Annotated in this window: 27 protein-coding genes; 21 read left to right on the top strand and 6 right to left on the bottom strand. The window is 69.7% G+C overall.

Annotated features, from left to right (window positions below; all coding sequences use genetic code 11):
* Positions 1-48: 48 nt before the first annotated feature.
* Genes ABL844_RS30710 through pyrF form a run of 5 tightly spaced genes read left to right on the top strand, consistent with a single transcriptional unit; the run spans position 49 to position 3,803 of the window.
* Complete coding sequence (locus ABL844_RS30710) at positions 49-870, top strand: DeoR/GlpR family DNA-binding transcription regulator (RefSeq protein WP_418123281.1); 822 nt, start codon at positions 49-51, stop codon at positions 868-870.
* Between the two features lie 8 nt (positions 871-878).
* Complete coding sequence (tsaB, locus tag ABL844_RS30705) at positions 879-1,595, top strand: tRNA (adenosine(37)-N6)-threonylcarbamoyltransferase complex dimerization subunit type 1 TsaB (RefSeq protein WP_418129971.1); 717 nt, start codon at positions 879-881, stop codon at positions 1,593-1,595.
* Positions 1,596-1,605: 10 nt separating this feature from the next.
* Positions 1,606-2,148, top strand: a complete 543-nt coding sequence (rimI, locus tag ABL844_RS30700; RefSeq protein ID WP_126021165.1) for a ribosomal protein S18-alanine N-acetyltransferase — start codon at positions 1,606-1,608, stop codon at positions 2,146-2,148.
* The gene (locus ABL844_RS30695) at positions 2,145-2,948 is read left to right on the top strand and encodes a uracil-DNA glycosylase family protein (protein ID WP_418129970.1); all 804 of its coding nucleotides are present in this window, start codon (positions 2,145-2,147) and stop codon (positions 2,946-2,948) included. The genes rimI and ABL844_RS30695 overlap by 4 nt, the downstream gene beginning before the upstream one ends.
* A 33-nt stretch (positions 2,949-2,981) precedes the next feature.
* Positions 2,982-3,803, top strand: coding sequence for an orotidine-5'-phosphate decarboxylase (pyrF, locus tag ABL844_RS30690; RefSeq protein ID WP_184639496.1), 822 nt, complete (start codon positions 2,982-2,984; stop codon positions 3,801-3,803).
* 107 nt (positions 3,804-3,910) lie between these two features.
* Here pyrF and ABL844_RS30685 read toward each other — a convergent pair whose 3' ends face one another.
* Positions 3,911-4,645, bottom strand: coding sequence for a helix-turn-helix domain-containing protein (locus tag ABL844_RS30685; RefSeq protein WP_019653935.1), 735 nt, complete (start codon positions 4,643-4,645; stop codon positions 3,911-3,913).
* Positions 4,646-4,790: 145 nt separating this feature from the next.
* On the opposite strand from ABL844_RS30685, the gene ABL844_RS30680 reads away from it, so the two are divergent.
* From ABL844_RS30680 to ABL844_RS30650, 7 genes are all read left to right on the top strand, one after another.
* Complete coding sequence (locus ABL844_RS30680) at positions 4,791-5,645, top strand: hypothetical protein (RefSeq protein WP_369660423.1); 855 nt, start codon at positions 4,791-4,793, stop codon at positions 5,643-5,645.
* 14 nt (positions 5,646-5,659) lie between these two features.
* Positions 5,660-7,621: an MFS transporter gene (locus tag ABL844_RS30675; RefSeq protein ID WP_418129969.1), complete on the top strand. Its 1,962-nt coding sequence runs from the start codon at positions 5,660-5,662 to the stop codon at positions 7,619-7,621.
* Between the two features lie 127 nt (positions 7,622-7,748).
* Entirely contained in the window at positions 7,749-8,258 is a 510-nt protein-coding gene (locus ABL844_RS30670) for a YiaA/YiaB family inner membrane protein (protein ID WP_126021170.1), read from the top strand.
* Positions 8,259-8,287: 29 nt separating this feature from the next.
* Positions 8,288-8,749 (top strand): hypothetical protein, encoded by a 462-nt coding sequence (locus ABL844_RS30665; protein ID WP_418118407.1) that lies wholly within the window; start codon positions 8,288-8,290, stop codon positions 8,747-8,749.
* The gene (locus tag ABL844_RS30660; protein WP_369660427.1) at positions 8,746-9,546 is read left to right on the top strand and encodes a DUF2145 domain-containing protein; all 801 of its coding nucleotides are present in this window, start codon (positions 8,746-8,748) and stop codon (positions 9,544-9,546) included. Before ABL844_RS30665 ends, ABL844_RS30660 begins: the two co-directional genes overlap by 4 nt.
* A gap of 22 nt (positions 9,547-9,568) precedes the next feature.
* A complete protein-coding gene (locus ABL844_RS30655; protein WP_418118405.1) occupies positions 9,569-10,639 on the top strand; it encodes a serine endopeptidase in 1,071 nt (356 codons plus the stop codon).
* 136 nt (positions 10,640-10,775) lie between these two features.
* The gene (locus ABL844_RS30650; protein ID WP_019653942.1) at positions 10,776-11,159 is read left to right on the top strand and encodes a DUF3597 domain-containing protein; all 384 of its coding nucleotides are present in this window, start codon (positions 10,776-10,778) and stop codon (positions 11,157-11,159) included.
* Positions 11,160-11,241: 82 nt separating this feature from the next.
* Here ABL844_RS30650 and ABL844_RS30645 read toward each other — a convergent pair whose 3' ends face one another.
* Complete coding sequence (locus ABL844_RS30645; RefSeq protein ID WP_184639506.1) at positions 11,242-12,027, bottom strand: SDR family NAD(P)-dependent oxidoreductase; 786 nt, start codon at positions 12,025-12,027, stop codon at positions 11,242-11,244.
* A gap of 119 nt (positions 12,028-12,146) precedes the next feature.
* On the opposite strand from ABL844_RS30645, the gene ABL844_RS30640 reads away from it, so the two are divergent.
* Positions 12,147-12,524 (top strand): hypothetical protein, encoded by a 378-nt coding sequence (locus ABL844_RS30640; RefSeq protein WP_418129968.1) that lies wholly within the window; start codon positions 12,147-12,149, stop codon positions 12,522-12,524.
* Between the two features lie 18 nt (positions 12,525-12,542).
* On the opposite strand, the gene tgt is transcribed toward ABL844_RS30640, so the two are convergent.
* Together tgt and queA are read right to left on the bottom strand one after the other, a co-directional pair.
* On the bottom strand, positions 12,543-13,715 hold the full coding sequence (tgt, locus tag ABL844_RS30635) for a tRNA guanosine(34) transglycosylase Tgt (RefSeq protein ID WP_418129967.1): 1,173 nt from the start codon (positions 13,713-13,715) through the stop codon (positions 12,543-12,545).
* 5 nt (positions 13,716-13,720) lie between these two features.
* Positions 13,721-14,764, bottom strand: a complete 1,044-nt coding sequence (queA, locus tag ABL844_RS30630) for a tRNA preQ1(34) S-adenosylmethionine ribosyltransferase-isomerase QueA (RefSeq protein ID WP_418129966.1) — start codon at positions 14,762-14,764, stop codon at positions 13,721-13,723.
* A gap of 154 nt (positions 14,765-14,918) precedes the next feature.
* Here queA and ABL844_RS30625 point away from each other — a divergent pair, with 154 nt between their 5' ends.
* From ABL844_RS30625 to recG, 3 genes are read left to right on the top strand one after another with little or no spacing between them, the layout of a single operon-like run.
* Positions 14,919-15,596, top strand: a complete 678-nt coding sequence (locus tag ABL844_RS30625; RefSeq protein WP_418129965.1) for a DUF4166 domain-containing protein — start codon at positions 14,919-14,921, stop codon at positions 15,594-15,596.
* On the top strand, positions 15,593-17,083 hold the full coding sequence (locus ABL844_RS30620; RefSeq protein WP_418129964.1) for a TIGR01777 family oxidoreductase: 1,491 nt from the start codon (positions 15,593-15,595) through the stop codon (positions 17,081-17,083). The genes ABL844_RS30625 and ABL844_RS30620 overlap by 4 nt, the downstream gene beginning before the upstream one ends.
* Before the next feature lie 11 nt (positions 17,084-17,094).
* Positions 17,095-19,227 carry an ATP-dependent DNA helicase RecG gene (gene recG, locus ABL844_RS30615; RefSeq protein ID WP_418123268.1) on the top strand — a complete coding sequence of 711 codons (2,133 nt, stop codon included), beginning with the start codon at positions 17,095-17,097 and terminating at the stop codon, positions 19,225-19,227.
* 112 nt (positions 19,228-19,339) lie between these two features.
* On the opposite strand, the gene ABL844_RS30610 is transcribed toward recG, so the two are convergent.
* Both ABL844_RS30610 and ABL844_RS30605 read right to left on the bottom strand, forming a co-directional pair.
* Positions 19,340-19,972 carry a LysE family translocator gene (locus ABL844_RS30610; protein ID WP_418129963.1) on the bottom strand — a complete coding sequence of 211 codons (633 nt, stop codon included), beginning with the start codon at positions 19,970-19,972 and terminating at the stop codon, positions 19,340-19,342.
* 43 nt (positions 19,973-20,015) lie between these two features.
* Positions 20,016-20,723 carry a GntR family transcriptional regulator gene (locus tag ABL844_RS30605; protein ID WP_126021186.1) on the bottom strand — a complete coding sequence of 236 codons (708 nt, stop codon included), beginning with the start codon at positions 20,721-20,723 and terminating at the stop codon, positions 20,016-20,018.
* Between the two features lie 301 nt (positions 20,724-21,024).
* On the opposite strand from ABL844_RS30605, the gene ABL844_RS30600 reads away from it, so the two are divergent.
* The 5 genes from ABL844_RS30600 to ABL844_RS30580 are packed head-to-tail and all read left to right on the top strand — an operon-like array spanning position 21,025 to position 25,778.
* On the top strand, positions 21,025-21,768 hold the full coding sequence (locus tag ABL844_RS30600) for a DUF969 domain-containing protein (protein WP_184639522.1): 744 nt from the start codon (positions 21,025-21,027) through the stop codon (positions 21,766-21,768).
* Positions 21,769-21,770: 2 nt separating this feature from the next.
* Entirely contained in the window at positions 21,771-22,727 is a 957-nt protein-coding gene (locus tag ABL844_RS30595; RefSeq protein ID WP_418129962.1) for a DUF979 domain-containing protein, read from the top strand.
* Between the two features lie 9 nt (positions 22,728-22,736).
* On the top strand, positions 22,737-23,423 hold the full coding sequence (gene pcp, locus ABL844_RS30590; RefSeq protein WP_418129961.1) for a pyroglutamyl-peptidase I: 687 nt from the start codon (positions 22,737-22,739) through the stop codon (positions 23,421-23,423).
* Positions 23,424-23,445: 22 nt separating this feature from the next.
* On the top strand, positions 23,446-24,210 hold the full coding sequence (locus ABL844_RS30585; RefSeq protein WP_418129960.1) for a LamB/YcsF family protein: 765 nt from the start codon (positions 23,446-23,448) through the stop codon (positions 24,208-24,210).
* Between the two features lie 5 nt (positions 24,211-24,215).
* Positions 24,216-25,778, top strand: a complete 1,563-nt coding sequence (locus ABL844_RS30580; RefSeq protein WP_418131968.1) for a 5-oxoprolinase/urea amidolyase family protein — start codon at positions 24,216-24,218, stop codon at positions 25,776-25,778.

Here is a 25,778-nt window from a genome sequence, read left to right as displayed (position 1 = left end):
AACAAGAAAAATCGTGCAGAAAGCGGCGCGAGCCGATACCATCGCCCGATGCTCACCAGCCAGCGCAAGCAACACATCCTCTCGGTCCTGCGGCGCGACGGCAATGTCGTCGCCAAGTCGCTCAGTGAAGAACTGGGCCTGTCGGAAGACACCATCCGCCGCGACCTGCGCGAGCTGGCGGGCGAGGGCCTCCTGCTGCGCGTGCACGGCGGCGCGCTGCCGCTGGCGGCGGCCGAGGCCGACTTCGCCGGCCGCCAGCAGCTCGCGCCCGACGAAAAGGTGGCCATCGGCCGCGCCGCCGCGCGCTTGGTGAAGCCGGGGCAGGTGGTGTTCATCGACGGCGGCACCACCGCCGTGCAGCTCGCTCGCCACCTGCCGGCGAACCTGCGCGCCACGGTGGTCACGCACAGCCCGTCGGTGGCGGTGGAACTGGCCTCGCATGCGGGCATCGAGGTGGTGCTGATCGGCGGGCGGCTCTTCCGCCACTCGATGGTGGCGGTGGGCTCGGCGGCGATGGCGGCCATCTCGCGCATCCACGCTGACACCTACTTCATGGGCGTCACCGGCGTGCACGCCGAGGCCGGGCTGACCACCGGCGACCTGGAGGAAGCCGAGATCAAGCGCGCGCTGATGGGCTCGGCGGCCGAGACGGTGGTGATGGCGTCCTCGGAAAAGATCGGCGCTGCCTCGGCCTGGGTGGTCAACCCGGTGGCGTCGGCCGGCACGCTGCTGGTTTCGCCGCAGGCGCCGGCAGCGGCGCTGGTGCCGCTGCGCCGGGCGGGGCTGGCGATCCTGCGCAGCGACGATGCCGACGGCGGGAAAGCTGCCGATACCGCAGGCGGGGCTTCGGAATTGCCCGGCGCTCGATAATCGCAGGGATGTCTCCCTTCTCGCCCAAGCTGCTCGCCTTCGACACCAGCACCGAACACCTGTCCGTGGCCGTGCTGCATGGCGACAGGCTGCTGGCGCACGAGGGCGCCGGCGGCGCGCAGGCCTCCAGCACCCTTCTTCCGCTGATCCGGCAGCTGCTGGGCGAAGCCGGGCTCGCGCTGGCCGAGCTCGACGCCATCGCCTTCGGCCGCGGCCCGGGCTCCTTCACGGGGCTGCGCACCGCCTGCTCGGTGGCGCAGGGCCTGGCCTACGGCGCCAAGGTGCCGCTGCTGCCGGTCGATACGCTGCTCGCGGTGGCCGAGGAAGCGCGCCATGCCTTCGACGCGCAGCAGGTGGTGGCGGCGCTGGACGCGCGCATGGAGCAGGTCTACGCCGCGCGCTACGACTTCGCGGCGCACGGCCCGCTGGGTCAGCCCGAGGGCGGCGAAGAGCCGCTGCTGCTGGCGCCCGAGGAGCTCGAAGTGCCTGCCGGCTGGGCGCTCGCCGGCAATGCCTTCGCCGCCTACGGTTCGCGACTGGCCCCGGCCGCCGCCCGCCACGAGGCGCTGCCGATGGCCGCGGCCATGCTGCGGCTGGCGCCCGCGCTGCTCGCCGCCGGGCGCACCGTGCCGGCCGCGCAGGCCTGGCCGCTCTATGTTCGCGATAAAGTGGCGCAAACCACAGAAGAGCGCGCCGCCATCAAGGCTGCCGCAGCACAACGCTAGCCACCCTCGCATGAGCGCCGTCCTCCAGCCCGTCGAAGCCCGCCTCGAACCGCTCACCGTCGAGCGGATCGATGCCGTCTGCGCGGTCGAGCAGACGGCCTACAGCCACCCCTGGACGCGCGCCAACTTCACCGATTCCATGGCCGTGGGCTACCACTGCCAGTGCCTGCTGGCCCCCGGCACGGCGCCGGGCGTGGATTCGCCGGTCACGCAGCTGGGCGAGACGCTGATCGGCTACTTCGTCGCCATGAAGGGCGTCGACGAGGTGCACCTGCTGAACATCACCGTGGCGCCGGCCTTCCAGCGCCAGGGCTGGGCGCCGCTCATGCTCGAGGCGCTGGGCGGCTGGTCGCGCGCCGAGGGCGCCCAGTGGCTCTGGCTCGAAGTGCGCCAGAGCAACCAGCGCGCGCTCGACATCTACCTGCGCCAGGGCTTCCGCAGCGTCGGCGTGCGCAAGGGCTACTACCCGGCGCACGGCGGCAAGCGCGAGGACGCTGTCGTCATGAGCCTGCGCCTGAACGAAAGCCCGACGGCCTGGGGAGGCCTGCGATGAGCGCCGCCGTGCAGACGCTGAGGCTGGACGCCCGCCAGCGCGCCATGCTCGACGAGATGGGGGTGAAGGTCTGGTGGCCCGTTCCCGAGGCGGTCGAGGTGGCGGCAGCGCCGCAAGCTCCGGCGCCGGTCGAGGAGGACATGCCCACCGTCGACGAGCGCCAGGAGGCCGAAATGCCGGTGGCCGCACCGTCACCGCCCGTTGCCCGGCCTGTCGCCCCTCCGGTGCAGGCCTCTGCGCCAGCTCCCCGTGCCGCCGCGCCAGTCACGCAGGGCGCGGCCGTGCTGGTCGAAGCTCCCTGCCGCCTCTATGCCGATGTCGGCGCCGCCGATGCCGTGCAGGGCGGCTGGCTGGTCGTCGCCGACATGCCGCCCGAAGCCGACGGCCGCCACGGCGATGCCTTCGCGGGCGATGCCGGCCGCCTGCTCGACAACATGCTGCGCGCCCTGAAGCTGCACGACGGCAGCACGCCCGTGCACCTCATGCGCACCCACCGCGGCGTGGCCTCCGGCCAGCCCGGCAGCCCGCGCGCCATGGACGAAGCCTTCGGCGAGCATGCGGCGGCGATCGCCCCGCGCGTCGTGCTGGCCATGGGGCCGCTGGCCGCGCAGAGCCTGATGCGCAGCGGCGACCCGCTCGGCAAGCTGCGCGGACGCATCGTGCCGCTGGATTCCATCGAAGGAGCCTGCGTGGTCGCCACCTACCACCCGGCCTACCTGCTGCGCAATCCGGCGGACAAGGCCCGCGCCTGGGCCGACCTCTGCCTGGCCGCCGAGCAGCACTCGCCCGGCCCGAACTGAGCCCAGGCGACGGGCCAATTAAAATCACGGCCCATGACTTTCCTCGACAAGCTGGCCGCCGCACAGCAAAAAAACGGTTCTTTGCTTTGCGTGGGGCTCGATCCCGAGCCCGCCAGGTTCCCGGGACAGTTCAAGGGTGACGCCAGCCGCATCTACGACTTCTGCGCCCGCATCGTCGACGCCACGGCCGACCTGGTCATCGCCTTCAAGCCGCAGATCGCCTACTTCGCCGCGCATCGCGCCGAAGCCCAGCTCGAAAAGCTGATGGAGCACATGCGCAGGAACACGCCCGACGTGCCCGTGATCCTCGACGCCAAGCGCGGCGACATCGGCTCCACCGCCGAGCAGTACGCCCTGGAAGCCTTCGAGCGCTACGGCGCCGATGCGGTGACGCTGTCGCCCTTCATGGGATTCGACTCGGTCGCTCCGTACCTCAAGCACGAAGGCAAGGGCGCTTTCCTGCTGTGCCGCACCAGCAACCCCGGCGGCTCCGACCTGCAGGGCCAGCGGCTGGCGGACGTCGAAGGGCAGCCCTTCCTCTACGAACACGTGGCCAGGCTGGCGCAGGGGCCGTGGAACCTCAACGGCCAGCTCGGCCTGGTGGTGGGCGCGACCTACCCCGCCGAGATCGAGCGCGTGCGCGAACTCGCGCCGACGGTGCCGCTGCTGATCCCCGGCGTCGGCGCCCAGGGCGGCGATGCCGTCGCCACGGTGCGAGCCGGCTGGCGCCCCGATGCGCCGATCGTCGTGAACTCGTCGCGCGCGATCATCTACGCCTCGTCGGGCGACGATTTCGCCGAGGCGGCCAAGACTGCCGCGCGCACCATGCGCGACACCCTCGAATCCGCCAAATAGGGCTCGCCCCCAGGCTGCGCGCACTTCGTGTCGCTTCGCCAACCCCCTGCCGGGGGCAACACCAGAGGCCCGGCAGAGCCGGTTCCTCGGTGTTCCTGGATTGAGCCTCAGGCTCGACGGAGCCGCGTGAAGGCTTCGAACTCCCAGTTCCGCATCCCCAGCAGCAGCGTGTAGCCCTCGCGGTCCTTGGCGGCCAGTTTCTGGTCGGTCTGGTGCTGCTGGGCGAAGTCCTGCGCCACGCGCTGCAGGCGTTCCAGGAAGGCGGGCGCCAGCGAGCGGCTGATCTGGCCGTGCACCAGCAGCAGGCCCTCGGCGGGGCCGTCGAAGCCGCCCTTGTAGTAGTCGAGCACCACGTTCTCGCGGAAGAACTCCATCACCGGGCCGTGCGGGCGCCAGCGGAAAGTCTTGGCGAGCTTCAGGCGATACCGGTTGAGCGGGCGCAGCTCGATGATGCCGATGCGGTCGAGCTGCGCCAGAAAGCCGATGCACTCGGCCTCGCTCACGCGGTAGGCCGCCACGATCTGCTCCAGCGTCCACTGGCTCAGCACGCTGATGGCCACCAGCAGCAGCTTCTTGTCCTTGACCACGGCCTTCTCCTGCTCGTGCGTCAGCTCCTTCAGGAGCGGCTGGGCGTCGGCCACCCGGCGCGCCAGCTCGGCGAAATCGATCTTCAGCGCCCGGCAGATGGCGTCCACGCGGGACAGCGGCATGTCGCTCTTGGCCAGCATCCGCTTGACGCTGGATTCGGCCATGTCGAGCGACCGCGCCAGGTCGGCGTAGGTCATGCGGGCGTTCTTGAGTTCGTTCTTCAGGGCCTGGACGAGATCGACGGTGGTACTCATGGGGCGGAAGCGTACACGGGCGCCAGGGAGTATCAATTGGAGATACCACCGGGTGTGAATTAGTACCTCGTATCGATTCTCGATGCCTCTGGAGGGGTGCGGACCCTAAATTCCGCGCCAGTTCAGACCACCACCGAGGACCGCCATGCTTCTGCCCTCCCTCAGCCGCCGCGAACGCGGGCTGCTTTTCGCCTTCGCGCTGCTCGCGCTGATCGGCTTCTTCGGCCCCGAGCTGCCGGCCGCCGATGTCGCCATCGCATCGGTGTTCGCCGACACCCGCGGCTGGCACGGGCTGCCCAACGCCATGGACGTGCTGAGCAACCTCCCCTTCGTGGTGATCGGCCTGTGGGGCCTGTACCGGCTCAACCGCATCGACCGCTCGCACCAGGAGGCGCTCTCGCAGTTCCCGCTGGCCCCGCCGGCCAGCGACCCGCCGGACAACACGCTCGACTGCGCCTGGCTCTTCTTTGCCGGCCTGATCGCCACCGCCACCGGCTCGGCCTTCTACCACCTCATGCCCGACGGCCCCCGGCTCGCCGCCGACCGCGCCGGCATGGCGGTGGCCTTCGCCGGGCTGATCGGCGTGGCGGTGTGCGAGCGGGTGAGCCAGCGCGCCGGCTGGCCCGCCGCCTGGTTCGTGCTGACGGCCGGGCTGCTGTCGGCCGAGGTGTTCCAGGAGACAGGCAACGTCATGCCCTGGGCGCTGGTGCAGTTCGGCGGCATGGCGCTGGTGCTGACGCTGGCGCTGGCTACGCCGATGCGCAAGTCGGTGGGGCTGAAGCTGGGCTGGGTGATCTTCTTCTACGTGCTGGCCAAGGGCTTCGAGATGGCCGACCACCAGATATACGAATTCACGCAGCAGACGGTGTCGGGCCACACGCTCAAGCACCTGACGGCCTCGCTCGCCGGGCTGCCCGTGGTGTTCGCGCTGCGCAAGCTGGAGATGCGCTGGGAAGCCGCGCTGCGGCACAATCCGGGCGCCGCCGCCGTGGCCGCATGAGGAGCACTCTTCGAATGACAAATCCCGCCGCCGCAGCCGAGGCCACGCCCGTGGCCCACGAGGAGAACGCCCACGCCAACCAGTTCGCGCTCCTCGGCCAGCGGCGCTTCGCGCCCTTCTTCTGGACCCAGTTCGCGGGCGCGGCGAACGACAACCTCTTCAAGTTCGCCTTCACCGTCATGGTGACCTACCAGCTCCAGCTGAGCTGGATGCCGCCGTCGATGGCGGGCCTTGTGATCGGCGCGCTCTTCATCCTTCCCTTCCTGCTGTTCTCGGCCACCTCCGGCCAGCTCACCGACAAGTTCGACAAGACGAAGATGATCCGCTTCGTCAAGGACCTCGAGATCGTGATCATGCTGATCGCCGCCTGGGGCTTCGTCACGGCCAACGCGGTGGTGCTGCTGGGCTGCGTGTTCCTCATGGGGCTGCACTCCACGCTGTTCGGGCCGGTGAAGTTCGCCTACCTGCCGCAGGTGCTCGACGCGCGCGAGCTCACCGGCGGCAACGGCATGGTCGAGATGGGCACCTTCGTCGCCATCCTGCTCGGGCAGGTGGCGGGCGGGTTGCTGGTGGCCCTGCCGAACGTCGGCCACACGAGCGTGGCCGTGGGCTGCGTGCTGCTGGCGCTGGTGGGCCGGGGCGTGGCGCAGGCCATCCCGAGGGCGCCGGCCACCGACCCTGGGCTGGTCATCAACTGGAACCCGATCAGCGAGACCTGGCGCAACCTCAAGCTCGCGAACCAGAACGTGGTGGTGTTCCGCTCGCTGCTGGGCATCTCGTGGATGTGGTTCTTCGGCGCGGTGTTCCTGAGCCAGTTCCCCAGCTTCGCCAAGGAAGTGCTGCACGGCGACGAGCAGGTGGCCTCGCTGCTGCTGGTGGTGTTCTCGGTGGGCATCGGCGTCGGCTCGCTGCTGTGCGAGACGCTCAGTCGCCGGCAGGTGGAGATCGGCCTGGTGCCGCTGGGCGCCATCGGCATGAGCGTGTTCGCGATCGACCTGTACTTCGCCTCGCGCGGCCTCGCGCCCGCCACGCACGACATGGGCATCGGCGCCTTCTTGCACCAGCCCGCGCACTGGCGCGTGATGGCCGACCTCGCGCTGCTGTCGCTGTTCGCGGGGCTCTACAGCGTGCCGATGTACGCGCTGATCCAGCTGCGCAGCCAGCCGACGCACCGCGCGCGCATCATCGCGGCGAACAACATCCTCAACGCACTCTTCATGATCGGCAGCTCGGTCATCGCGGGCGCGCTGCTGGGCGCGGGCTTCACCATTCCGCAGATCTTCCTGTTCACCGGCATCGCCAACGCGGTGGTGGCGTTCTACATCTTCATGCTGGTGCCGGAGTACCTGCTGCGCTTCGTGGCCTGGGTGCTGTCGCGCTTCGTCTACCGCTTCGACATCAAGGGCGAGACGCACATTCCCACCGAAGGCGCGGCCGTGCTGGTGTGCAACCACGTGAGCTTCATCGACGCGGTGCTGCTGATGGCGGCGAGCCCGCGGCCGATCCGATTCATCATGGACCACCGCATCTTCAGGGTGCCGGTGCTGGGCTGGCTGTTCAAGCTGGCCAAGGCGATTCCGATCGCGCCGCAGAAGGACGACCCGGCGGCCTACGAGGCGGCGTTCGCGAAGGCGCAGGAGGTGCTGCGCGAGGGCGACCTACTCGCCATCTTCCCCGAGGGTGCGATCACGCGCGACGGCGAACTGCAGCCCTTCAAGGGCGGCGTGATGAAGATCCTCGAGGGCGCGCGCGCCCAGGGCATCGAGCCGCCGGTGATTCCGATGGCGCTCACCAACCTGTGGGGCTCGTACTTCAGCCGCATCGAGCTGCGCGGCGGCGAGCGCGTGGCCATGGCCAGGCCCTTCCGCCGCGGCTTCTTCAGCCGCGTGGGCCTGAACGTCGGCGCCCCCGTGCCGCCGGCCGAGGTGCAGCCCGACGCGCTGCGCCAGCGCGTGAGCGCCCTGCTGGCCAGCTGAAACACCCCAAAAAGTATCGATTGCGGATACCGGAGGCGCTGGAAACCGCCACCGGTGCAAGCATTCAAGCCTCGCGGTGCGGGAGCGAACCATCATTCGCTCACCTTCACTACGCCGCGAGGCACACATGCAACCCCTCTCATCGACCACGACCGTCTTCATCCAGCGCGACACGCGGGCCTGGCAGTTCCAGGCCTGGGCTTCGTTCGCGATCGCCGTCTTCCTGTGCGCCACCGGCCTGAGCTGGCTGCCGGGCGAGGCGCTGGACCGGGCGTTCATGGTGATGGGCTACGTGTTCTGCCTGAGCACCGCCTTCATGCTGTCCAAGTTCGTGCGCGACAGCCAGCAGGCTGCCGAGCGCGGCTCCGAAGCGGCGCGCGACGTGCCGATGTGGAAGCTGGTCGTCTGGGGCAGCTTCTTCACCGCGATGGGCCTGACCGGCTGGGGCCTCGTGCGCATGGAGATCAACGAGGCCTACAAGGCTTTCCTGGGCGTGAGCTGGCTCTTCCTCATCAGCTCGGCCTTCACGCTGGCCAAGACGCTGCGCGACCGCCACGAGGCCGACATTGCCGAAGCCCGCATGCAGGGCCGCCGCATGGCACGCGCCGAAGCTGCTGCCGCAGCCGCCACCGAATGACCCACGCACCCCAAGAACGGAGACTCATCATGATCAGGAAGTCGATTGCCGCCGCCCTCGTCGCCGCCAGCACTGTCTTCGCCGGTGTCGCGGTTCCCATTCAGGCCCAGGCCCAGAGCGACGCCTCGCTCGCCCTCTCGCTGATGCCGGTGGCGTCGGTGGTGGTCGCGGGCTCCGCCGTCGGGGCCTCGGCCACCACGGCGGTCGCGCTGCCCGCCGCGCTGTCGGTGGGCGGCTCGACCCTCGCCGTGGTCGCGGTCGAGGCCTCGGTGGACGGCACGGTGTACGTGCTCGAACGCGCCTCCGACGGCGCGCGCGCCAGCATCAAGGTCGCGGGCCGCGCGGCCGATGGCGCCTCGAAGGCCGTGGGTACCAGCGTGCTCGTCACCGTGATCGGCTCGGGTGTCGTGCTGTCGGCCGCCGGCGAGGTGCTGGCCTTCGTGCCCAACGCCATCGGACGCGCGCTGCTGCACAACGAGAGGTTGTCGTGAGCCGCGCGCTGGTGCCGCTGCTCGCGCTGGCGGTCGCGGCGGCCTTGTTGCCCATGCAGGCGCAGGCCGGCCGCTCCTGCGAGCAGGTCAAGCCCACGCCCGACGTGATCGTCAAGGGGATGCGGATGGCCGAGCGCACCTCGCAGGCGCTCGACACCAGCGGCGCGCGCGTCGTGCTCCTGGCGCGCGCCGGGCAGGACCTGAGCAAGTACGGCCTGCGCTATTCGCATCTCGGCTTCGCCTACAAGACCGAGGCCGGGCCGTGGCGCGTGGTGCACAAGCTCAACCAGTGCGGCACCGCCATCGCCGAGGTCTACCGGCAGGGGCTCGGCGAGTTCTTCCTCGACGACCCGTGGCGCTACGAGGCCGCCTGGGTGGTGCCCACGCCCGAGGTGCAGGCGCGCCTGCTGGCCGCGCTGAACGAATCGCCCGCGCGCATCGTGCGGCTGCACACCGAGCCCTACAGCATCGTGAGCTACGCGTGGGGCCGCAAGTACCAGCAGTCGAACCAGTGGGCCATGGAGACGCTGGCCGCCGCCATGGAGCCCGCCACCGTCGCCAACCGCGCGCAGGCGCAGGCATGGATGCAGTCCAAGGGCTACGAGCCCACCACGCTGAAGCTGGGCCCGCTCACGCGGCTGGGCGGGCGCGTGGGTTCGGCCAACGTGGCCTTCGACGATCATCCGAACGACAAGCGTTTTTCAGACCGCATCGAGACGGTGACGGTCGACTCGGTTTTCGCCTGGATGCCGCGCGCCGGTCTGGGCGCGGCGCCGGTGACGCTGAAGCTGCAATGAGAAAGAACGAGGAGAAAACAACATGAGCAAGTCTTTGAGACTTTCAGAAAAATGGTTCCGCCGCGGCCTCTGGCTGGTGGCGCTGGTGTTCGCGAGCTTCCTCATCGGACTCGGCAGCACGGTGGTGAGCGACCTGCCGCAGGTCGAGCGGGTGCGCCAACTCGACGACTTCATCGACAAGCCCAGGGCCGAGCCGCTGCGCGCCACCATCAAGGCCTCGGAGGCCGCCGAGTTGCAGGCCGCGCGCGACCTCGACCAGATCCGCCTGCAGCTCAATGCCGCGCAGCAGGCCAGCACCAACGCGCGCGAGACCTTCTCCAACTGGCTCGCCACGAGGCGCGCCACCGCGCAGCCCGACCAGGACACCGAGCTCATCGCGCGCACCAAGGCGCTCGACGCATTCAAGCAGAAGGAAGAGGAGCTGCAGCGCAAGGTCAACGCGCAGCAGCAGATTGCGCTCGACGCACGCCAGGCCGAGCAGGGCGCGCGCACGGCGCTGTCGGTGCTCGAGTACGAGGCGCAACGCAAGCTCGACGCCGAGTACCGCCGCATCGAACTGCGCGTGTTCGCCTACCGGCTGGCGCTCACGCTGCCGCTGCTGGTGGTGGCCGGCTGGCTCTTCGCGAAGAAGCGCAAGAGCACCTACTGGCCCTTCGTGTGGGGCTTCATCTTCTTCGCGCTGTTCGCCTTCTTCGTCGAGCTGGTACCTTACCTGCCGAGCTACGGCGGCTATGTTCGATACGTGGTGGGCATCGTGCTGACGGTGCTGGTGGGGCGCTACGCCATCGTCGCGCTCAACCGCTACCTCGCGCGGCAGAAGCTGGCGGAGCAGCAGCCCGACCAGGTGCGCCGCGAGGAATTGAGCTACGACACCGCGCTCGCACGCCTGGCCAAGAGCGTGTGCCCCGGCTGCGAGCGGCCGGTGGACCTGAAGAACAACGAGATCGACTTCTGCCCGCACTGCGGCATCGGCCTGTTCGACCACTGCGGCAACTGCGAAACCCGCAAGAGCGCGTTCTCGAAGTTCTGCCACGCGTGCGGCACCTCGGCCGCGAATCGCGTGTTGCCGGCCCTCGGGACGGCCGAGGCGTAGTCTGCGAATTCGGTCACGGCCCACGGAAGCTTCGACACGTCATGTAGCGGACATGCCGCGAGGCCGTGCTACAACCCCCGGCTGCGACACAAGTGTTGCCGCAGACTTCCAGCCACCCCTTCGACGGAGCAAAAGCATGAGCATTTTTGGCAGCATCCTTTCCAAGATCTTCCCGGGCGCCAAAGCCGCCGAGGCCCCCGCGCCTGCCCCCGCGGCGCCAGCCGATGCACCAGCGCCCGCCGTGGCAGCGCCGCCGCCCGCCATTCCGCTGGGCGATGTGGCCGCCGTGCTCGACGCGATGCCGGGCTCGAAGAACCTGAACTGGCGCACCTCCATCGTCGACCTGATGAAGCTTCTGGGCCTGGACAGCAGCCTCGAAGCGCGCAAGCAGCTGGCAGCCGAGCTGAGCTACGGCGAAGACACCAGCGACAGCGCCAAGATGAACATCTGGTTGCACCGCCAGGTCATGACCAAGCTGGCCGCCAACGGCGGTACGGTGCCCGCAGAACTGCGGGATTGAGCGCAACACCGGCGGCCCGGCAACGCCGGTTCCGCGGTGTTCTCGAAAGGAAAAAGCCTCGCGCGATGCGCGAGGCTTTTTTTCAGGTCCAGCCGGCGTCGACGACGTAGTCCTGCGCGGTGCACATGCGCGAATCGTCGGCGGCCAGGAAGAGCGCCATCGCAGCGATGTCCTCCGCCATCACGCGCCCCGGCAGGCATTGCGCCGCATCGATTTCCGCGCCCGACTCGGGCTTGACCCACAGCTTGATCTGCCGCTCGGTCATCACCCAGCCCGGCACGATCGAGTTCACGCGGATGTTCTGCTTGCCCAGGTCGCGCGCCAGCGAGCGCGTGAGGCCGCGCGCCGCCGCCTTGCAGGCCTGGTACACCGGGTAGCCCTTGCCCTTGATCATCCAGCTGATGGAGCCGAAGTTGACGATCGAGCCGCCGCCCAGCGCGCGCATGTCGTCGGCCACCGCCTGCGCGGCGAAGAACTGGTGCTTGAAGTTGACGGCCACGAGGCGGTCGAAGTCCTCGTCGGTCACGTCGGCCATCTCGTGGCGACGGTCGTTGGCGGCGTTGTTCAGCAGCACCGACACCGGCCCGAAGCGCTGGCGCACCGCGTCGATGGTGGCCGCGAGGGCGGCCGTATCGGTCACGTCGCAGGGCACGAAGAGCGCGGGGTGCTCGCCCTGCAGCTGCGCCGCGAGCGCGTTGCCGGCGGCGGTGTCGAGATCGCAGAAGCCGACCTTCGCGCCCTGCGCATGGAAGGCCCGCACAAGCGATTCGCCGATGCCGCTGGCGCCGCCCGAGATGAACACGGTGCGTCCGGCCAGCGAGGGATAGCGGGCGGTGTAGGGCGAAAGTGGTGGTGATGCGTCGGTCATGGTGGCTGCGGCAGCGTGGAGACGGACGGCAAGCGTAGCGGATAGCGGCCGGCCGGTGTATCCGGTGTATGGCTTCCGGCGAATGGGCGGCGCGAGCGGGCGTGGCTACGCTTGCTCCCATGAAGACCCAAGCACTTCCCCGCCGCCGCACCCTCGTTGCGTTCGCGATGCTCGTTCCCGCCGCGCTGGCGGTGCGCTCCGTGCGGGCGCAGGCCGCAGCATCCGGCGTGCAGCTCTTCAAGGTGGTCTCTGCGCGCGACGAGGTGATCGTCGGCGCCGACGCCGCGATGCTCGGGGCAGGCGCCGGCCCCGCGGTCGAGCGGCTGGCGACCCAGCTCGCCGCCAAGGGCCAGCTCACCCTGTGGCAGTACGCCTCGAGCAAGGACGCGGGCGGCGCGCTGGTGCAGGCGCCGCTCAGGCAGATCGTGGTGTTCAGGAACGATGCGCTGCGCATCGAGCCCTACGCCACGCCGCTGCCGATCCAGCCGCTGAAGTAGCTGCCGGCTGCTTCTTTTTCAGACTCCTCGCGCCCGGTCGGACTTGAAGCGCGCGCGGAACTCCGTGAACGTGCCCGCGTCGAGCGCCTCGCGGATCTCGCGCATCAGGTTCAGGTAGTAGTGCAGGTTGTGGATGGTGGTGAGCATCGGCCCCAGCATCTCGCCGCAGCGGTCCAGGTGATGCAGGTAGGCGCGGCTGAAGCCTTCGCGCCCGCCGTCGTTCCAGCTCACGCCCGAGGTGCCCGCACAGGCGTGGCAGGTGCAGCTCGGGTCGATGGGCTGCGGATCGCTCTTGTGGCGCGCGTTGCGCATCTTCAGGTCGCCGAAGCGGGTGAAGAGCGTGCCGTTGCGCGCGTTGCGCGTGGGCATCACGCAGTCGAACATATCGACGCCGTCGGCCACGCCCTGCACCAGGTCCTCGGGCGTGCCCACGCCCATCAGGTAGCGCGGCTTGTTCGAGGGCAGCCGGTGCGGCGTGTGGCCCATGATGTGCAGCATCTCTTCCTTGGGCTCGCCCACGCTCACGCCGCCGATGGCGTAGCCGGGGAAGTCCATGTCGACCAGCGCCGCGAGCGACTCCTCGCGCAGGTTCTCGTACATGCCTCCCTGCACGATGCCGAAGAGCGCGTTCGGGTTCTGCAGGCGGGTGAATTCCGCCTGGCAGCGCTTGGCCCAGCGCAGGCTCAGCTCCATCGAGACACGCGCCTCGGCCTCGGTCGTGATGTGGCCCTTGGTGTCGTAGGGCGTGCACTCGTCGAACTGCATCACGATGTCGCTGTTGAGGATGGTCTGGATCTGCATCGAGACCTCCGGCGTGAGGAACAGCTTGTCGCCGTTGACGGGCGACGCGAACTTCACGCCCTCCTCGCTGATCTTGCGCATCGCGCCCAGCGACCACACCTGGAAGCCGCCGGAGTCGGTGAGGATGGGCTTGTCCCACTTCTCGAACTGGTGCAGCCCGCCGAAGCTGGCCATCACGTCGAGGCCCGGGCGCATCCAGAGGTGGAAGGTGTTGCCCAGGATGATCTGTGCGCCCATCTCTTCCAGGCTGCGCGGCATCACGCCCTTGACCGTGCCGTAGGTGCCCACTGGCATGAAGATCGGCGTCTGCACCTTGCCGTGGTTGAGCGTGAGCGTGGCGCGTCGCGCGTGGCTGTCGGGGTCGGTCTTGAGGAGTTCGAAGTTCAGCATGTCGTTCAGTCCTGGGTGCGTGCGAGCAGCATGGAATCGCCATAGCTGAAGAAGCGATAGCGTTCGGCAATGGCGTGGGCGTACAGCCCCATCACCCGCTCGTAGCCCGCGAAGGCCGAGACCAGCATCATCAGCGTGCTCTTGGGCAGGTGGAAGTTGGTCACCAGCAGGTCGACGTGCTCGAAGACGAAGCCCGGCGTGATGAAGATGCGCGTGTCGCCCGCGGCCTTGCCGCTCCTGGCCCACGACTCGAGCGTGCGCACGGTGGTCGTGCCCACGGCCACGATGCGGCCGCCGCGCGCCTTGCATTCTGCAATCGCGCGCTGCGTGGCCTCGGGCACTTCGTAGCGCTCGGCATGCATCGTGTGTTCCGAAATGTTCTCGGTCTTCACCGGCTGGAAGGTGCCGGCGCCCACGTGCAGCGTGACGTTGGCGCGCTGCACGCCGTTGGCCTCCAGCTCGGCCAGCAGGCCTTCGTCGAAGTGCAGGGCGGCGGTGGGTGCCGCCACCGCGCCGGGCACGCGCGCGAACACGGTCTGGTAGCGGCTTTCGTCCTCGGCCGAGTCGGTGTGGGTGATGTAGGGCGGCAGCGGCACGTGGCCGCAGCGCTCCATCAGCATGTAGGGGTTCTCGCCGGTGTCGCTCTCGAAGGCGAAGCGGAAGAGGGCGCCGTTCTCGTCGGGCCAGCGGCCCAGCAGCGTGGCGCGGAAGCCGCCGACCATCTCCAGCGTGGTGCCCACGGTCGGCTTCTTGCTGACCTTCATGTGCGCCACCACTTCCTGGCCCTGCAGCACGCGCTCCACCAGCAGTTCGAGCTTGCCGCCGGTGGGCTTCTCGCCGAAGAGGCGGGCCTTCACCACGCGGGTGTCGTTGAAGACGAGCAGGTCGCCCGGGCGCAGCAGCGAGGGCAGGTTCCTGAAGATGCGGTCGACCGGTGCGGGCCCCGTGCCATCGAGCAGGCGGGAGGAGGTTCGTTCGGGGGCCGGGTGTTGCGCCACCAGCTCGGGCGGCAGGGCGAAATCGAAATCGGAGAGCGTGAAAGCGCGCATGTGCTTGAGGGCCGGACGGGCCCGTTCCAAGAAAAGACGGGAAGCGGTGGGGCTCCACTCGACGCCGTGGATGCACGGTGCGGGGGAAGGCCCGGATTGTCCCATGCCGCGAAAGCCGGCCTTTTCCGCAGGGTTGTCGAGGCAGAATCGGCGGATGGTCGATTCACAAGCTGCGCGTGTTGCCTCGGGCTCGTCGTCCGGCCCCTCCGAAGGTGAGCTCTTCAAGAAGATCCTCGGCAGCGCCTGGCAGGGCCTGCATCCCGACATCCGCCGCCGCTTCGACAAGAACCCGTCGCCGGGCAAGGCGCTGCACTACCTGGGCTCGCTGAGCGAGCTGCGCTGCTCGCGCTTCGGCAAGCTGCTGGGGCACATCACGCAGCCGATGATCCAGGGCGCACTCATTCCCTACAGCGACGCCGACTTCCCCGTGGAGATCCAGGTCTACGCCAAGCCGCGGGACCGGGCCATCTACAAGCAGCGCATCTACCGCCTGCGCAATCGCAAGCCGATCCAGTTCACCAGCTTCATGCGCGAGAGCGAGCGCGGCGAGGTGCTGGAGTACGTGGGCATGGGGCTGGGCATGAAGCTGGTGCTCAGCGTGGAGAACGGCAGCCTGCACTTCCAGAGCGACGGCTATTTCTGGGACGTCTTCGGCTGGCGTATCCCGCTGCCGGGCGTGCTCACGCCCGGCAAGACCTTCCTCTGGCACCACAACGAGACACCGGAGCGCTTCAACATCCGCATCGAGATCCGCCACTGCCTGATGGGCACGACCTTCACCCAGGTCGGCGTGTTCGAGGAGATTCCCGAGCCGAAGGCGGTGCCCGCATGATCGACACGCACCTGCTTGCGCTGCAACTCATGGCCGCGCAAGGCGCGCTCGGCGCCTTCGACACGCTCTACCACCACGAGGGCACCGAGGCGCTGCCGCGGCGCGGCACGGCCGGGCGCGAGCTGGCGATCCACGCCACGCGCTCGTCGATCTACTGCGCGCTCTTCATCGGGCTGTCGTCCTGGGCCTGGCATGGCGCATGGGCGTGGGTACTGCTCGCGGTGTTCGGCGTCGAGATCGTGCTCACGCTGTGGGACTTCGTGGTCGAAGACCGCAGCCGCCTGCTGCCGCCCACCGAGCGCGTGACGCACACGGTGCTGGCCATCAACGCGGGTGCCTTCATCGCGCTGCTGGCGATGAGCGCGACGGACTGGGCAGCGCAGCCGACCGCGATGGTGTGGCAGCCGCAGGGCTGGCTCGGCGCCTTCCTCGCGCTGTGCGGCGCGGGCGTGGGCCTGTCGGGCCTGCGCGATGCCTTCGCGGCGCGCGCGCTCTTCAGGCGCGGCGCGCAGGAGCGGGCGCGCGATGCCCAGGCGCCGGTGCGCTTCGGATCGAAGCCGCAGCGCGTGCTGGTGACGGGCGGCACGGGCTTCATCGGCCAACTGCTCGTGCGTCATCTGGTGGCCGACGGCCATGCCGTGACGGTCTGGACGCGTGATGCGCGATCGGCCGCCTGGAACTTCGGCGGCGCGGTGCGCTGCGTGCAGTCGCTCGACGACGTGCCGGCGGCCGACGACATCGACGTGGTCGTCAACCTCGCGGGTGCGCGCATCCTGGGCATGCGCTGGAGCGAGCGGCGCAAGGCGCAGCTGCTGAGAAGCCGGGAAGGGCTGACGCAACAGCTGGTCGCATGGATCGCGGCGCGGCCGCGCAAGCCATGGCTGCTGCTGTCCGGCTCCGCCATCGGCTACTACGGTGTGCAGCCGCAGGGCGACGCGAGCGAACTCGCGGAAGACGCGCCGCCGCAGCCGATCTTCATGTCCCAGCTGTGCCAGCGCTGGGAGCGGGCGGCGCAAGCGGCGGTGGCGCACGGCGTGCACGTGGCCTGCATGCGCTTCGGCTTCGTGCTGGGCCACCAGGGCTCGCTGCCGCAGTTGCTGCTGCCGATCTCGCTGGGCATGGGCGGACGGCTGGGCAGCGGGCGGCAATGGCTGTCGTGGGTGCATGTGCACGACCTGATCCGCGCGATGGCGCATGTGTGGACCCTGACCGAGAACGCTGCGGCGCCCCCGGCCGCGCAGGCGTTCAACTTCACCGCGCCCGGCGCCCTGAGCCAGGAGGAATTCACCCGCGTCGCCGCGAGCGTGCTGCACCGGCCCTGCTGGATGCCGACGCCCGCCGCGCCCGTCAAGCTGCTGCTCGGCGAGCAGGCCGATCTGTTGCTCGAAGGCCAGCGCGTGGTGCCGGCGCGGCTGCTGCAGTCGGGCTTCGGCTTCATGTTCCCCGACGCCCGCAGCGCCTTGACGGACCTTTGCCGGCCGCGCTAGAAGACTCTTCCGTGCCCGCCAAGAAAGCCCCGACTCCCACCGCCGAAGCGGCCGCCGCCGCGCCGGAGAAGCCGTCGCCGCCGGGCTCCGGCCTGAGCCAGGTCCAGCGCGCGCTGCGCAAGCTCGGCCTCGTGCGCGACATCGACTTCGCGCTCTACCTGCCGATGCGCTACGAGGATGAGACGCGCATCGTGCGCATCGCCGACACGCGCGACGGCGACGTGGCGCAGGTCGAAGGCGTCGTCACCGAATGCGAGGTGGTCTACCGCCCGCGCCGCCAGCTCATCGCGACCATCGACGACGGCAGCGACACCTGCCAGCTGCGCTTCTTCAACTTCTATCCCTCGCAGCAGAAGCAACTCGCGGTTGGCGCGAAGGTGCGCGTGCGTGGCGAGGTGCGCGGGGGCTTCGTGGGGCGGCAGATCATGCACCCCACGGTGAAGGCGGCCGGCACCGCACTGCCGAACGCGCTCACGCCCGTGTACTCGACGGTGGCGGGGCTCGCGCAGCCGGTGCTGCGGCGCGAGGTGCGCTCGGGCTTGGCGCGCGCGGTGCTCGACGAGACCGTTCCCGTGCAGATCGGCTTTCGCGGCGCGTGGAACCTGCGCGACTCGCTGAGCTTCTTGCACTACCCGACGCCCGACGTGGCGATCGCCACGCTCGAAGACCACAGCCATCCCGCCTGGCAGCGCATCAAGGCCGAGGAGTTGCTCGCGCAGCAGCTCTCGCAGTTGCAGGCGCGGATGGAGCGCGCGGCGCAGCGCGCGCCGGTGCTGCCGCCCGCACCGCCCGAACCCGACGCGGCCTCGCTGCATGCGCAGCTGCTTGCCGTGCTGCCTTTCGGCCTCACGGGTGCGCAACAGCGTGTCGGCGAGGAGATCACGCGCGACCTCGGCCGCGAGATCCCGATGCACCGGCTGCTGCAGGGCGACGTGGGCTCGGGCAAGACGGTGGTGGCGGCGCTCGCTGCGGCACGCTGCATCGACGCGGGCTTCCAGTGCGCGCTGATGGCGCCTACCGAAATCCTCGCGGCGCAGCACTTCGGCAAGCTCGTCGGCTGGCTCGATCCGCTGCTGGCGGCGCGTGGCCAGCGCGTGGCGTGGCTCACGGGCAGCCAGAAGAAGAAGGAGCGCGACGAGATGTCGGCGGCGGTGGAAAGCGGCCAGGCCGCGCTCGTCATCGGCACGCACGCGGTCATCTCGGAGAAGGTGCGCTTCAGGAGCCTCGCGCTGGCGATCATCGACGAGCAGCATCGCTTCGGCGTCGCGCAGCGCCTCGCGTTGCGCGGCAAGGCGCAAGGGCACCTGGAACCCCACCTGCTGATGATGAGCGCCACGCCCATCCCGCGCACGCTGGCGATGAGCTACTACGCCGACCTCGATGTCTCCACCCTCGACGAGCTGCCGCCGGGCCGCACGCCCATCATCACCAGGCTGGTGGCCGACCACCGGCGCGACGAGGTCATCGACCGCATCCACTCGCAGATCGCGCAGGGCCGGCAGGTCTACTGGGTCTGTCCGCTGATCGAGGAGAGCGAGGCCGTCGACCTGCGCAACGCCACCGAGACGCGCGACGAGCTGGCCGAAACATTGGGCGAGCCCATCCAGGTGGGCCTGCTGCATTCGCGCATGCCCACGGCCGAGAAGCAGGCGGTGATGGCGGCGTTCACCGCCAACGAGATCCAGGTGCTGGTGAGCACCACCGTGATCGAAGTGGGCGTGGACGTGCCGAATGCCTCGCTCATGGTCATCGAGCATGCGGAGCGCTTCGGCCTCTCGCAGCTGCACCAGCTGCGCGGCCGCGTGGGGCGCGGCGCGGCGGCCTCGGCCTGCGTGCTGCTCTATGCGCCGGGCGACAGCGGCCGCGTCGGCGAGGCGGCACGCGCGCGGCTCAAGGCCATGGCCGAGACCAGCGACGGCTTCGAGATCGCGCGGCGCGACCTCGAGATCCGCGGCCCCGGCGAGTTCCTCGGTGCGCGCCAGTCGGGCGCGCCGCTGCTGCGCTTTGCCGACCTCACGACAGATACGCTGCTGCTCGACTGGGCCCGCGAACTCGCGCCGGTCATGCTGCGCAAGCACCCCGACCTGGCGCAGCGGCACATCGACCGCTGGCTGGGCACCAAGGCCGAATACCTCAAAGCCTGAAGATTCTTTCGCGGAACACCGCGGAACCGGCTTTGCCGGGCCGCAGGTGTTGCCCCCGGCGAGGGGGTTGGCGCAGCGACACGAAGTGCGCGAAGCCCTGGGGGAGCGCTTCCTATGCGGGGCGGCGCGTGAAGGCCAGGATCACCCCGAAGCCGACCATCATGCTGCCGCTGATGCGGTTGAACCAGCGCATCGCACGGCTGCCGTTGGCCAGCCGGCGCATGCGCGCGCCGAGCAGCGCGTAGAGCGCGATCGCCACCAGCTCGAACACCAGGAAGGTCAGGCCCAGCAGCAGGTAGCTGGAGGCATAGGCGCCCGGCACCACGAACTGCGGGAAGAAGGCGGTGAACACCAGGATCGCCTTCGGGTTGCCCGCCGCCACGGTGAACTCTTGCCGGATGAGGGCGCGCATCGAGGGCGGCGCGGAGGCGGCGTCTCGCGCCTGCACCTCGGCCGTGGGCGTCGGTGCGCGCAGCAGGCGGATGCCGATCCACACCAGGTAGGCCGCGCCGATGTACTTGATGACGTCGAAGGCCAGCTCCGAGGCCACCAGCACCGCGCCCATGCCCAGCCCGGCGATGGCGATCATGATCGCGAAGGCCACGAGCCGGCCGCTGGCCGCGATGACCGCGGGAGACAAGCCGTGCCTGGCGCCGTTGGTCACCGACAGCAGGTTGTTGGGCCCGAAGGCCATGTTGATGGCGAAGCAGGCCGGCAGGAAGAGCAGGTAGGCAGACAGGGTCATGGCGGGTGTCCTTCAGGGGGCGGACAGCCATTATCCGCAGGCCCTAGCTGTCGATGCCGCCCTCGGGCATGCTGCGCGCATAGACCGCCAGCACGATGCGCTCGGAGTGCACCAGGTAGTCGTTGAGCGCGGCCGAGCCCTCGGCGAACTTGCCGGCCTCGATGAGTTCGAGCAGCTTCATGTTCATGTCGACGTAGGGCGCGTGCAGGAACTCCGGGTCCTTCAGCAGGCCGAAGGCCAGCCGCAGTTCGACCAGGATATGGGCGAACAGGTTGTTCAGCCGCTCGCTGTCGGCCAGTTCCACGATGCCCTTGTGGAACTCCATGTTGGCCGTGCCCACGCCCAGCCAGTCGCCGGCCTCGCGGCACTTCAGCGCCATCTCCACCGCCTCGCGCATGTGCTTCTTGGCGGGGTGGCGCGGGTAGGCCTGCGCCAGCGCCTGGCATTCGATGAGCCGTCGCACGCGGTAGATGTCGATGATCGACGCGATGCTCGGCACCGCCACGAACACGCCGCGGTTGGGCGCGTGCTTGAGCAGGCCTTCCTTGGTCAGCGTGCGGAACACCTCGCGCAGGGTGTTGCGCGAGATCTCGAAGCTGTCGGCCAGCGCGGCCTCCGACAGCCGCTGCCCCGGCGAGAACTCGCCCTTCACGATCTTCTGGCGGATCAGCTCCGCGACCCGGTCGTTGAGCGTCTGTGCGCCGGCTGCGGCAGGCGGGGCGGATGGGGTCGTCGAGGCCGGAGGGGTCATGCCGAAAGGGGAAGGCAGCTAAGGGAGGGTCCGTGAACCCGGGCGTTTTTAGCAGGTTTTCCCTGCTGGACCGGCAAAAGACGGGCCCTGCCGGATGCACCAGACGGTGGCGTGCTCAGGGTTTTCATGGGGTCATGCAGGCACTGTTGTTGGGCACACTCTCATAAATTGTTCAACAATTTATTGAAATTGAGTGATTCAGGAGAAATGAATTGCTCATTCATTGGCACGCAGCTTGCAAGAAGCGGCCAGCCGGAATCCCGGCGCAAGGTGTCTCCGAATCACCAAACGAAAGACCAACATGACTCCTGACATCCCTCACCTCTGGCCGCTGATCGGCGTCGCCGTGATCATTGCGGGCTTCGTCCTGCGCTTCAATCCGATGCTGGTGGTGATCGTCACCGCCATCGCCACCGCGGCGGCCGCGGGCTTCGGCCCGATGGCGATCCTCACGGCCATCGGCAACGGCTTCATCAAGACGCGCAACCTGCCGCTGATCATTCTTCTGCCGCTGGCGGTGATCGGCCTGCTCGAGCGCCACGGCCTGCGCCAGCACGCGCAGAACTGGATCAGCCGCATCAAGTCGGCCACCGCCGGGCGCCTGCTGATCGTCTACCTGGCCGCGCGCGAGCTGACCGCGGCCATGGGCCTGACCAGCCTGGGCGGCCATCCGCAGATGGTGCGTCCGCTGCTCGCGCCGATGGCCGAGGGCGCCACCGAGACGCGCTACGGCAAGCTGCCCGATCGCATCCGCCACAAGCTGCGCGCCTATGCAGCGGCCACCGACAACGTGGGCCTGTTCTTCGGCGAGGACATCTTCGTGGCCTTCGGCGCCATCGTGCTGATGACAACCTTCCTGCACGAGGCCGGCATCGACGTGGAGCCGTTGCACGTCGCGATGTGGGGCATCCCGACGGCCATCGCCGCCTTCGTGATCCACGCCTGGCGCCTGCGCCGGCTCGACCAGGCGCTGGCGCGCGAACTCGACGGCAAGCCTGAAGTGCCCACGGTTCCCTCGGTCCCCGCAACGCAAGAGGGCCGCTGATCATGATCCTCTCGATCCAGCACCTCTACATCCTGGTCGGCCTGATCCTCGCGATCACGGCGGTGATGACGCTGGCCGACCGCCAGCATCCCAAGCGCTACACCAGCGCGCTTTTCTGGGGCCTGTATTCGCTGGTCTTCCTGGTCGGCGACAAGCTGCCGCCCGCGCTGGTGGGCGTGGGCGCCATCGCCATGGCCGTCATCGCCGGCATGCGCGGCGTGGGCGCGGGCAAGCACGACGAGCCGACGTCCGCCCAGTACGAGGCCAGTGCGAAGCGCCTGGGCAACAAGCTCTTCATGCCGGCGCTGGCGATCCCGCTGGTCACCGTGATCGGCACCGTGCTCGTGAGCAAGGTCAAGATCGGCGACGCCTTCCTGCTCGACCCCAAGAACACCACCCTGGTGAGCCTGGGCGTGGGCTGCGTGGCGGCGCTGGCGCTGGCCTGCTGGCTGACGCGCGAGACGCCGGTTCAGGGCATGCGCGAGTCGCGCCGCCTGACCGACGCGCTGGGCTGGGCCGTGGTGCTGCCGCAGATGCTGGGCATGCTGGGCCTGGTGTTCTCCGACGCGGGCGTGGGCAAGGCGGTGGCGTATGTCACCACCAGCTACATCAACATGGACATCCGCTTCGTTGCCGTCGCGGTCTACGTGCTGGGCATGGCGCTCTTCACCATCATCATGGGCAACGGCTTCGCGGCCTTCCCGGTGATGACGGGCGGCGTGGGCGTGCCGGTGCTGGTGGGCGTGTACCACGGCGACCCGGCGGTGATGGCGGCCATCGGCATGTTCTCGGGCTACTGCGGGACGCTGATGACGCCGATGGCGGCCAACTTCAACATCGTGCCGGCAGCGCTGCTGGAGCTGCCCGACAAGAACGCGGTGATCCGCGTGCAGATACCGACCGCGGCCACGCTGCTGGTGGTCAACATCTTCCTGATGTACTTCCTGATGTTCCGCTGAGGGCTCCGCATGACCACCGATGACAAGGCGCCCCGGGTGCTGGTCGCGGGCTTCGAGCCGTTCGAGAACGATCCCGTCAACCCCGCGTGGGAGATCGCCCGCGCGCTCGAGGGCTGGCGCTGCGAAGGCACCGTGGTGCAGGCGCTGCAGCTGCCCTGCGTGTTCGGCCGCTCGATCCACGTGCTCGACGCCGCCATGGCGGGCATCGCGGAGAGCGGCAGGCCGCTGCCGCTGGTGCTGTGCATCGGCGCCGCGGGCGGGCGCACAGAGATCTCGCTGGAGCGCGCCGCGCTGAACATCGACGACGCGCGCATTCCAGACAACGCCGGCTACCAGCCCATCGACATCGAGGTGGAGGCGGGCGGCCCCGCCGCCTACTTCTCGACGTTGCCGATCAAGGCCATGGTGCGCGACATGCGCGCCGCCGGGCTGCCCGCGGCGGTGTCCAACAGCGCCGGCACCTTCGTGTGCAACCACATCTTCTATGCGTTGATGCACCGCCTCGCGACCCGGCCGATGCTGGCGCACACGCGCGGCGGCTTCGTGCATGTGCCCTACCTGCCCGAGCAGGCCGCCTCCAGGCCCGGCGTGGCGAGCATGGCGCTGCAGGCGCAGGTGGAAGCCTTCCGCGTGGCGATCCGCACCGCGCTGCTCGTGCGCGACGACGTGCGGGAGACGGCGGGCCGCCTGCACTGACCGACTCACTGAAGACCGAACGATGAACATCGACTTGAACAGCGACCTCGGCGAGAGCCTTGGCGCCTGGCGCATGGGCGACGACGCCGCCATGCTTTCCCTCGTGAGCAGCGCCAACGTGGCCTGCGGCTTCCATGCCGGCGACCCGGCCGGCATCCTGCGCACGCTGCGGCAGGCCAGGGAGCGCGGCGTCGCCATCGGCGCGCACGTGGCCTACCGCGATCTCGTGGGCTTCGGGCGCCGCAACATGGACGTGGAAAGCGCCGACCTGCGCGCCGACGTGATCTACCAGATCGGTGCGCTCAAGGGCCTGGCCGCCGCGGCCGGCACCACGGTGCGCTACGTGAAGCCGCACGGCGCGCTCTACAACACCATCGCCCACGACGAGCGCCAGGCGCGCGACGTGATCGCCGCCATCCGCGAGATCGACGCCAGCCTGGTGCTGGTGGCGCTCGCGGGCTCGCCGCTGCTGGGCTGGGCGCGCGACGCTGGCCTGCGCGTGGTGGCCGAGGCCTTCGCCGACCGTGCCTACACGCCCAATGGCACGCTGGTGTCGCGCCGCGAACCCGGCGCGGTGCTGCACGACGCCGAAGAAGTGGCCGCGCGCATGCTGCGGCTGGCTTCCGAAGGCGTGGTCACGGCCATCGACGGCAGCAGCGTGCGCATCGAGGCCGAGTCGGTCTGCGTGCACGGCGACAGCCCTGGCGCGGTGGAGATGGCGCGCCGGGTGCGCGCGCTGCTGGAGCAGTCGGGCGTGGCGATCCGCTCCTTCGTGGACGCCGCATGACGACGATGCGCTTCCTGCCGGTCAACCTGAATGCGGTGCTGGTCGAGCTCGAAGACCTGGCGCAGACGCTCGCGCTGCTGGCCTCGCTGCGCGCCGAGCCCATCGCGGGCATCGAGGAGCTGGTGCCCGCGGCGCGCACGCTGCTCATCACCTTCCGGCCGGCCGCAATTTCAGCCGACGAGCTCGCGCGGCAGGTCGGCGCGCGCAGCCTCGACGCGCGCGAGGCGCGCAGCGAAAGGCGCATCGAGATTCCGGTGCGCTACGACGGCGAGGACCTGGCCGAGGTGGCCGGGCTGCTCGGCATCACACCCGATGAAGTCGTGCGCTGCCACACCGGCAGCGACTACACCGTGGCCTTCACCGGCTTCGCGCCCGGCTTCGCATACCTCTCGGGCGGGCACCCGAGCCTGAACGTGCCGCGCCGCAAGGTGCCGCGCACGCGCATTCCCGCCGGCGCCGTCGGGCTCGCGGGAAGCTTCAGCGGCGTCTATCCGCAGGCCAGCCCGGGCGGCTGGCAGATCATCGGCGTGACCGACACGCCGATGTGGGACCTGTCGCGCGAGACGCCCGCGCTGCTGCAGCCGGGCGACGCGGTGCGCTTCGTCGACGTGACAGGCCAGCCGCGCGCGGAGGTGCAGGCCGCCGCCGCGCCTGCGCAACCGGCCGTGCCGAAGAGCGGCTGCGCCCTGGAGATCCGCGCCCCGGGCCTGCAGTCGCTGCTGCAGGACGGCGGCCGCCACGGGCAGGCGAAGCAGGGCGTGTCGGCTTCCGGCGCGATGGACCGGCGCTCGCTGCAGGCGGCCAACCGGCTCGTCGGCAATGCCTCCGACGCCGCGTGCATCGAGGTCGCCTACGGCGGCTTCCAGTTCGCCTGCCGTGGCGATGCGGTGGTGGCGGTCACCGGCGCCGAAGCTCCGGTCACGCTGACCCGCGCCGATGGCGCGAAATGGCCGCTGCCGCGCTACCAGGCGGTCGCGCTGACCGACGGCGACGTGCTCGCGCTCGGCGAGCCGACGGCCGGCATCCGCAGCTACATCGCGGTGCGCGGCGGCTTCGACATCGCGCCCGTGCTAGGCAGCCTCTCGACCGACACGCTCGCGCGCGTCGGCCCCGCCGCCCTCGCCGCGGGCGACATGCTGCCTGTGCGCGCGGTGTCGGCCGGTGCGCTGGTCGGCGAGCCCGAGGCGCCGCCGGCCGGCCTGCCCACCGTGCACGAGGAAGTGGTGCTCGACATCGTGCTCGGCCCGCGCACCGACTGGTTCACGCCCGACGCAGTCGAGCTGCTCTGCGGCCAGGCATGGACCGTCACGCCGCAGTCGAACCGCGTCGGCATCCGCCTGGCCGGCGAAGAAGCGCTGCAGCGCGCCAACCACGCCGAGCTGCCCAGCGAGGGCACCGCGCGCGGCTCGATCCAGGTGCCGGCGAGCGGCCAGCCTGTGCTGTTCCTGGCCGACCATCCGCTGACGGGCGGCTATCCCGTGATCGCCTCCGTCGCCACCCATCACCTCGACCGCGCGGGGCAGATCCCCGTGAACGCGCGCGTCCGATTCAGGCCCATGGCCCAGTGA

The sequence above is a fragment of the Variovorax sp. 278MFTsu5.1 genome (assembly GCF_048305045.1).
In the GTDB taxonomy this organism is placed as follows: domain Bacteria; phylum Pseudomonadota; class Gammaproteobacteria; order Burkholderiales; family Burkholderiaceae_C; genus Variovorax; species Variovorax guangxiensis.
Note: the sequence above shows the minus strand (reverse complement) of the source record. Positions and strands in the feature narration are given on the sequence as shown.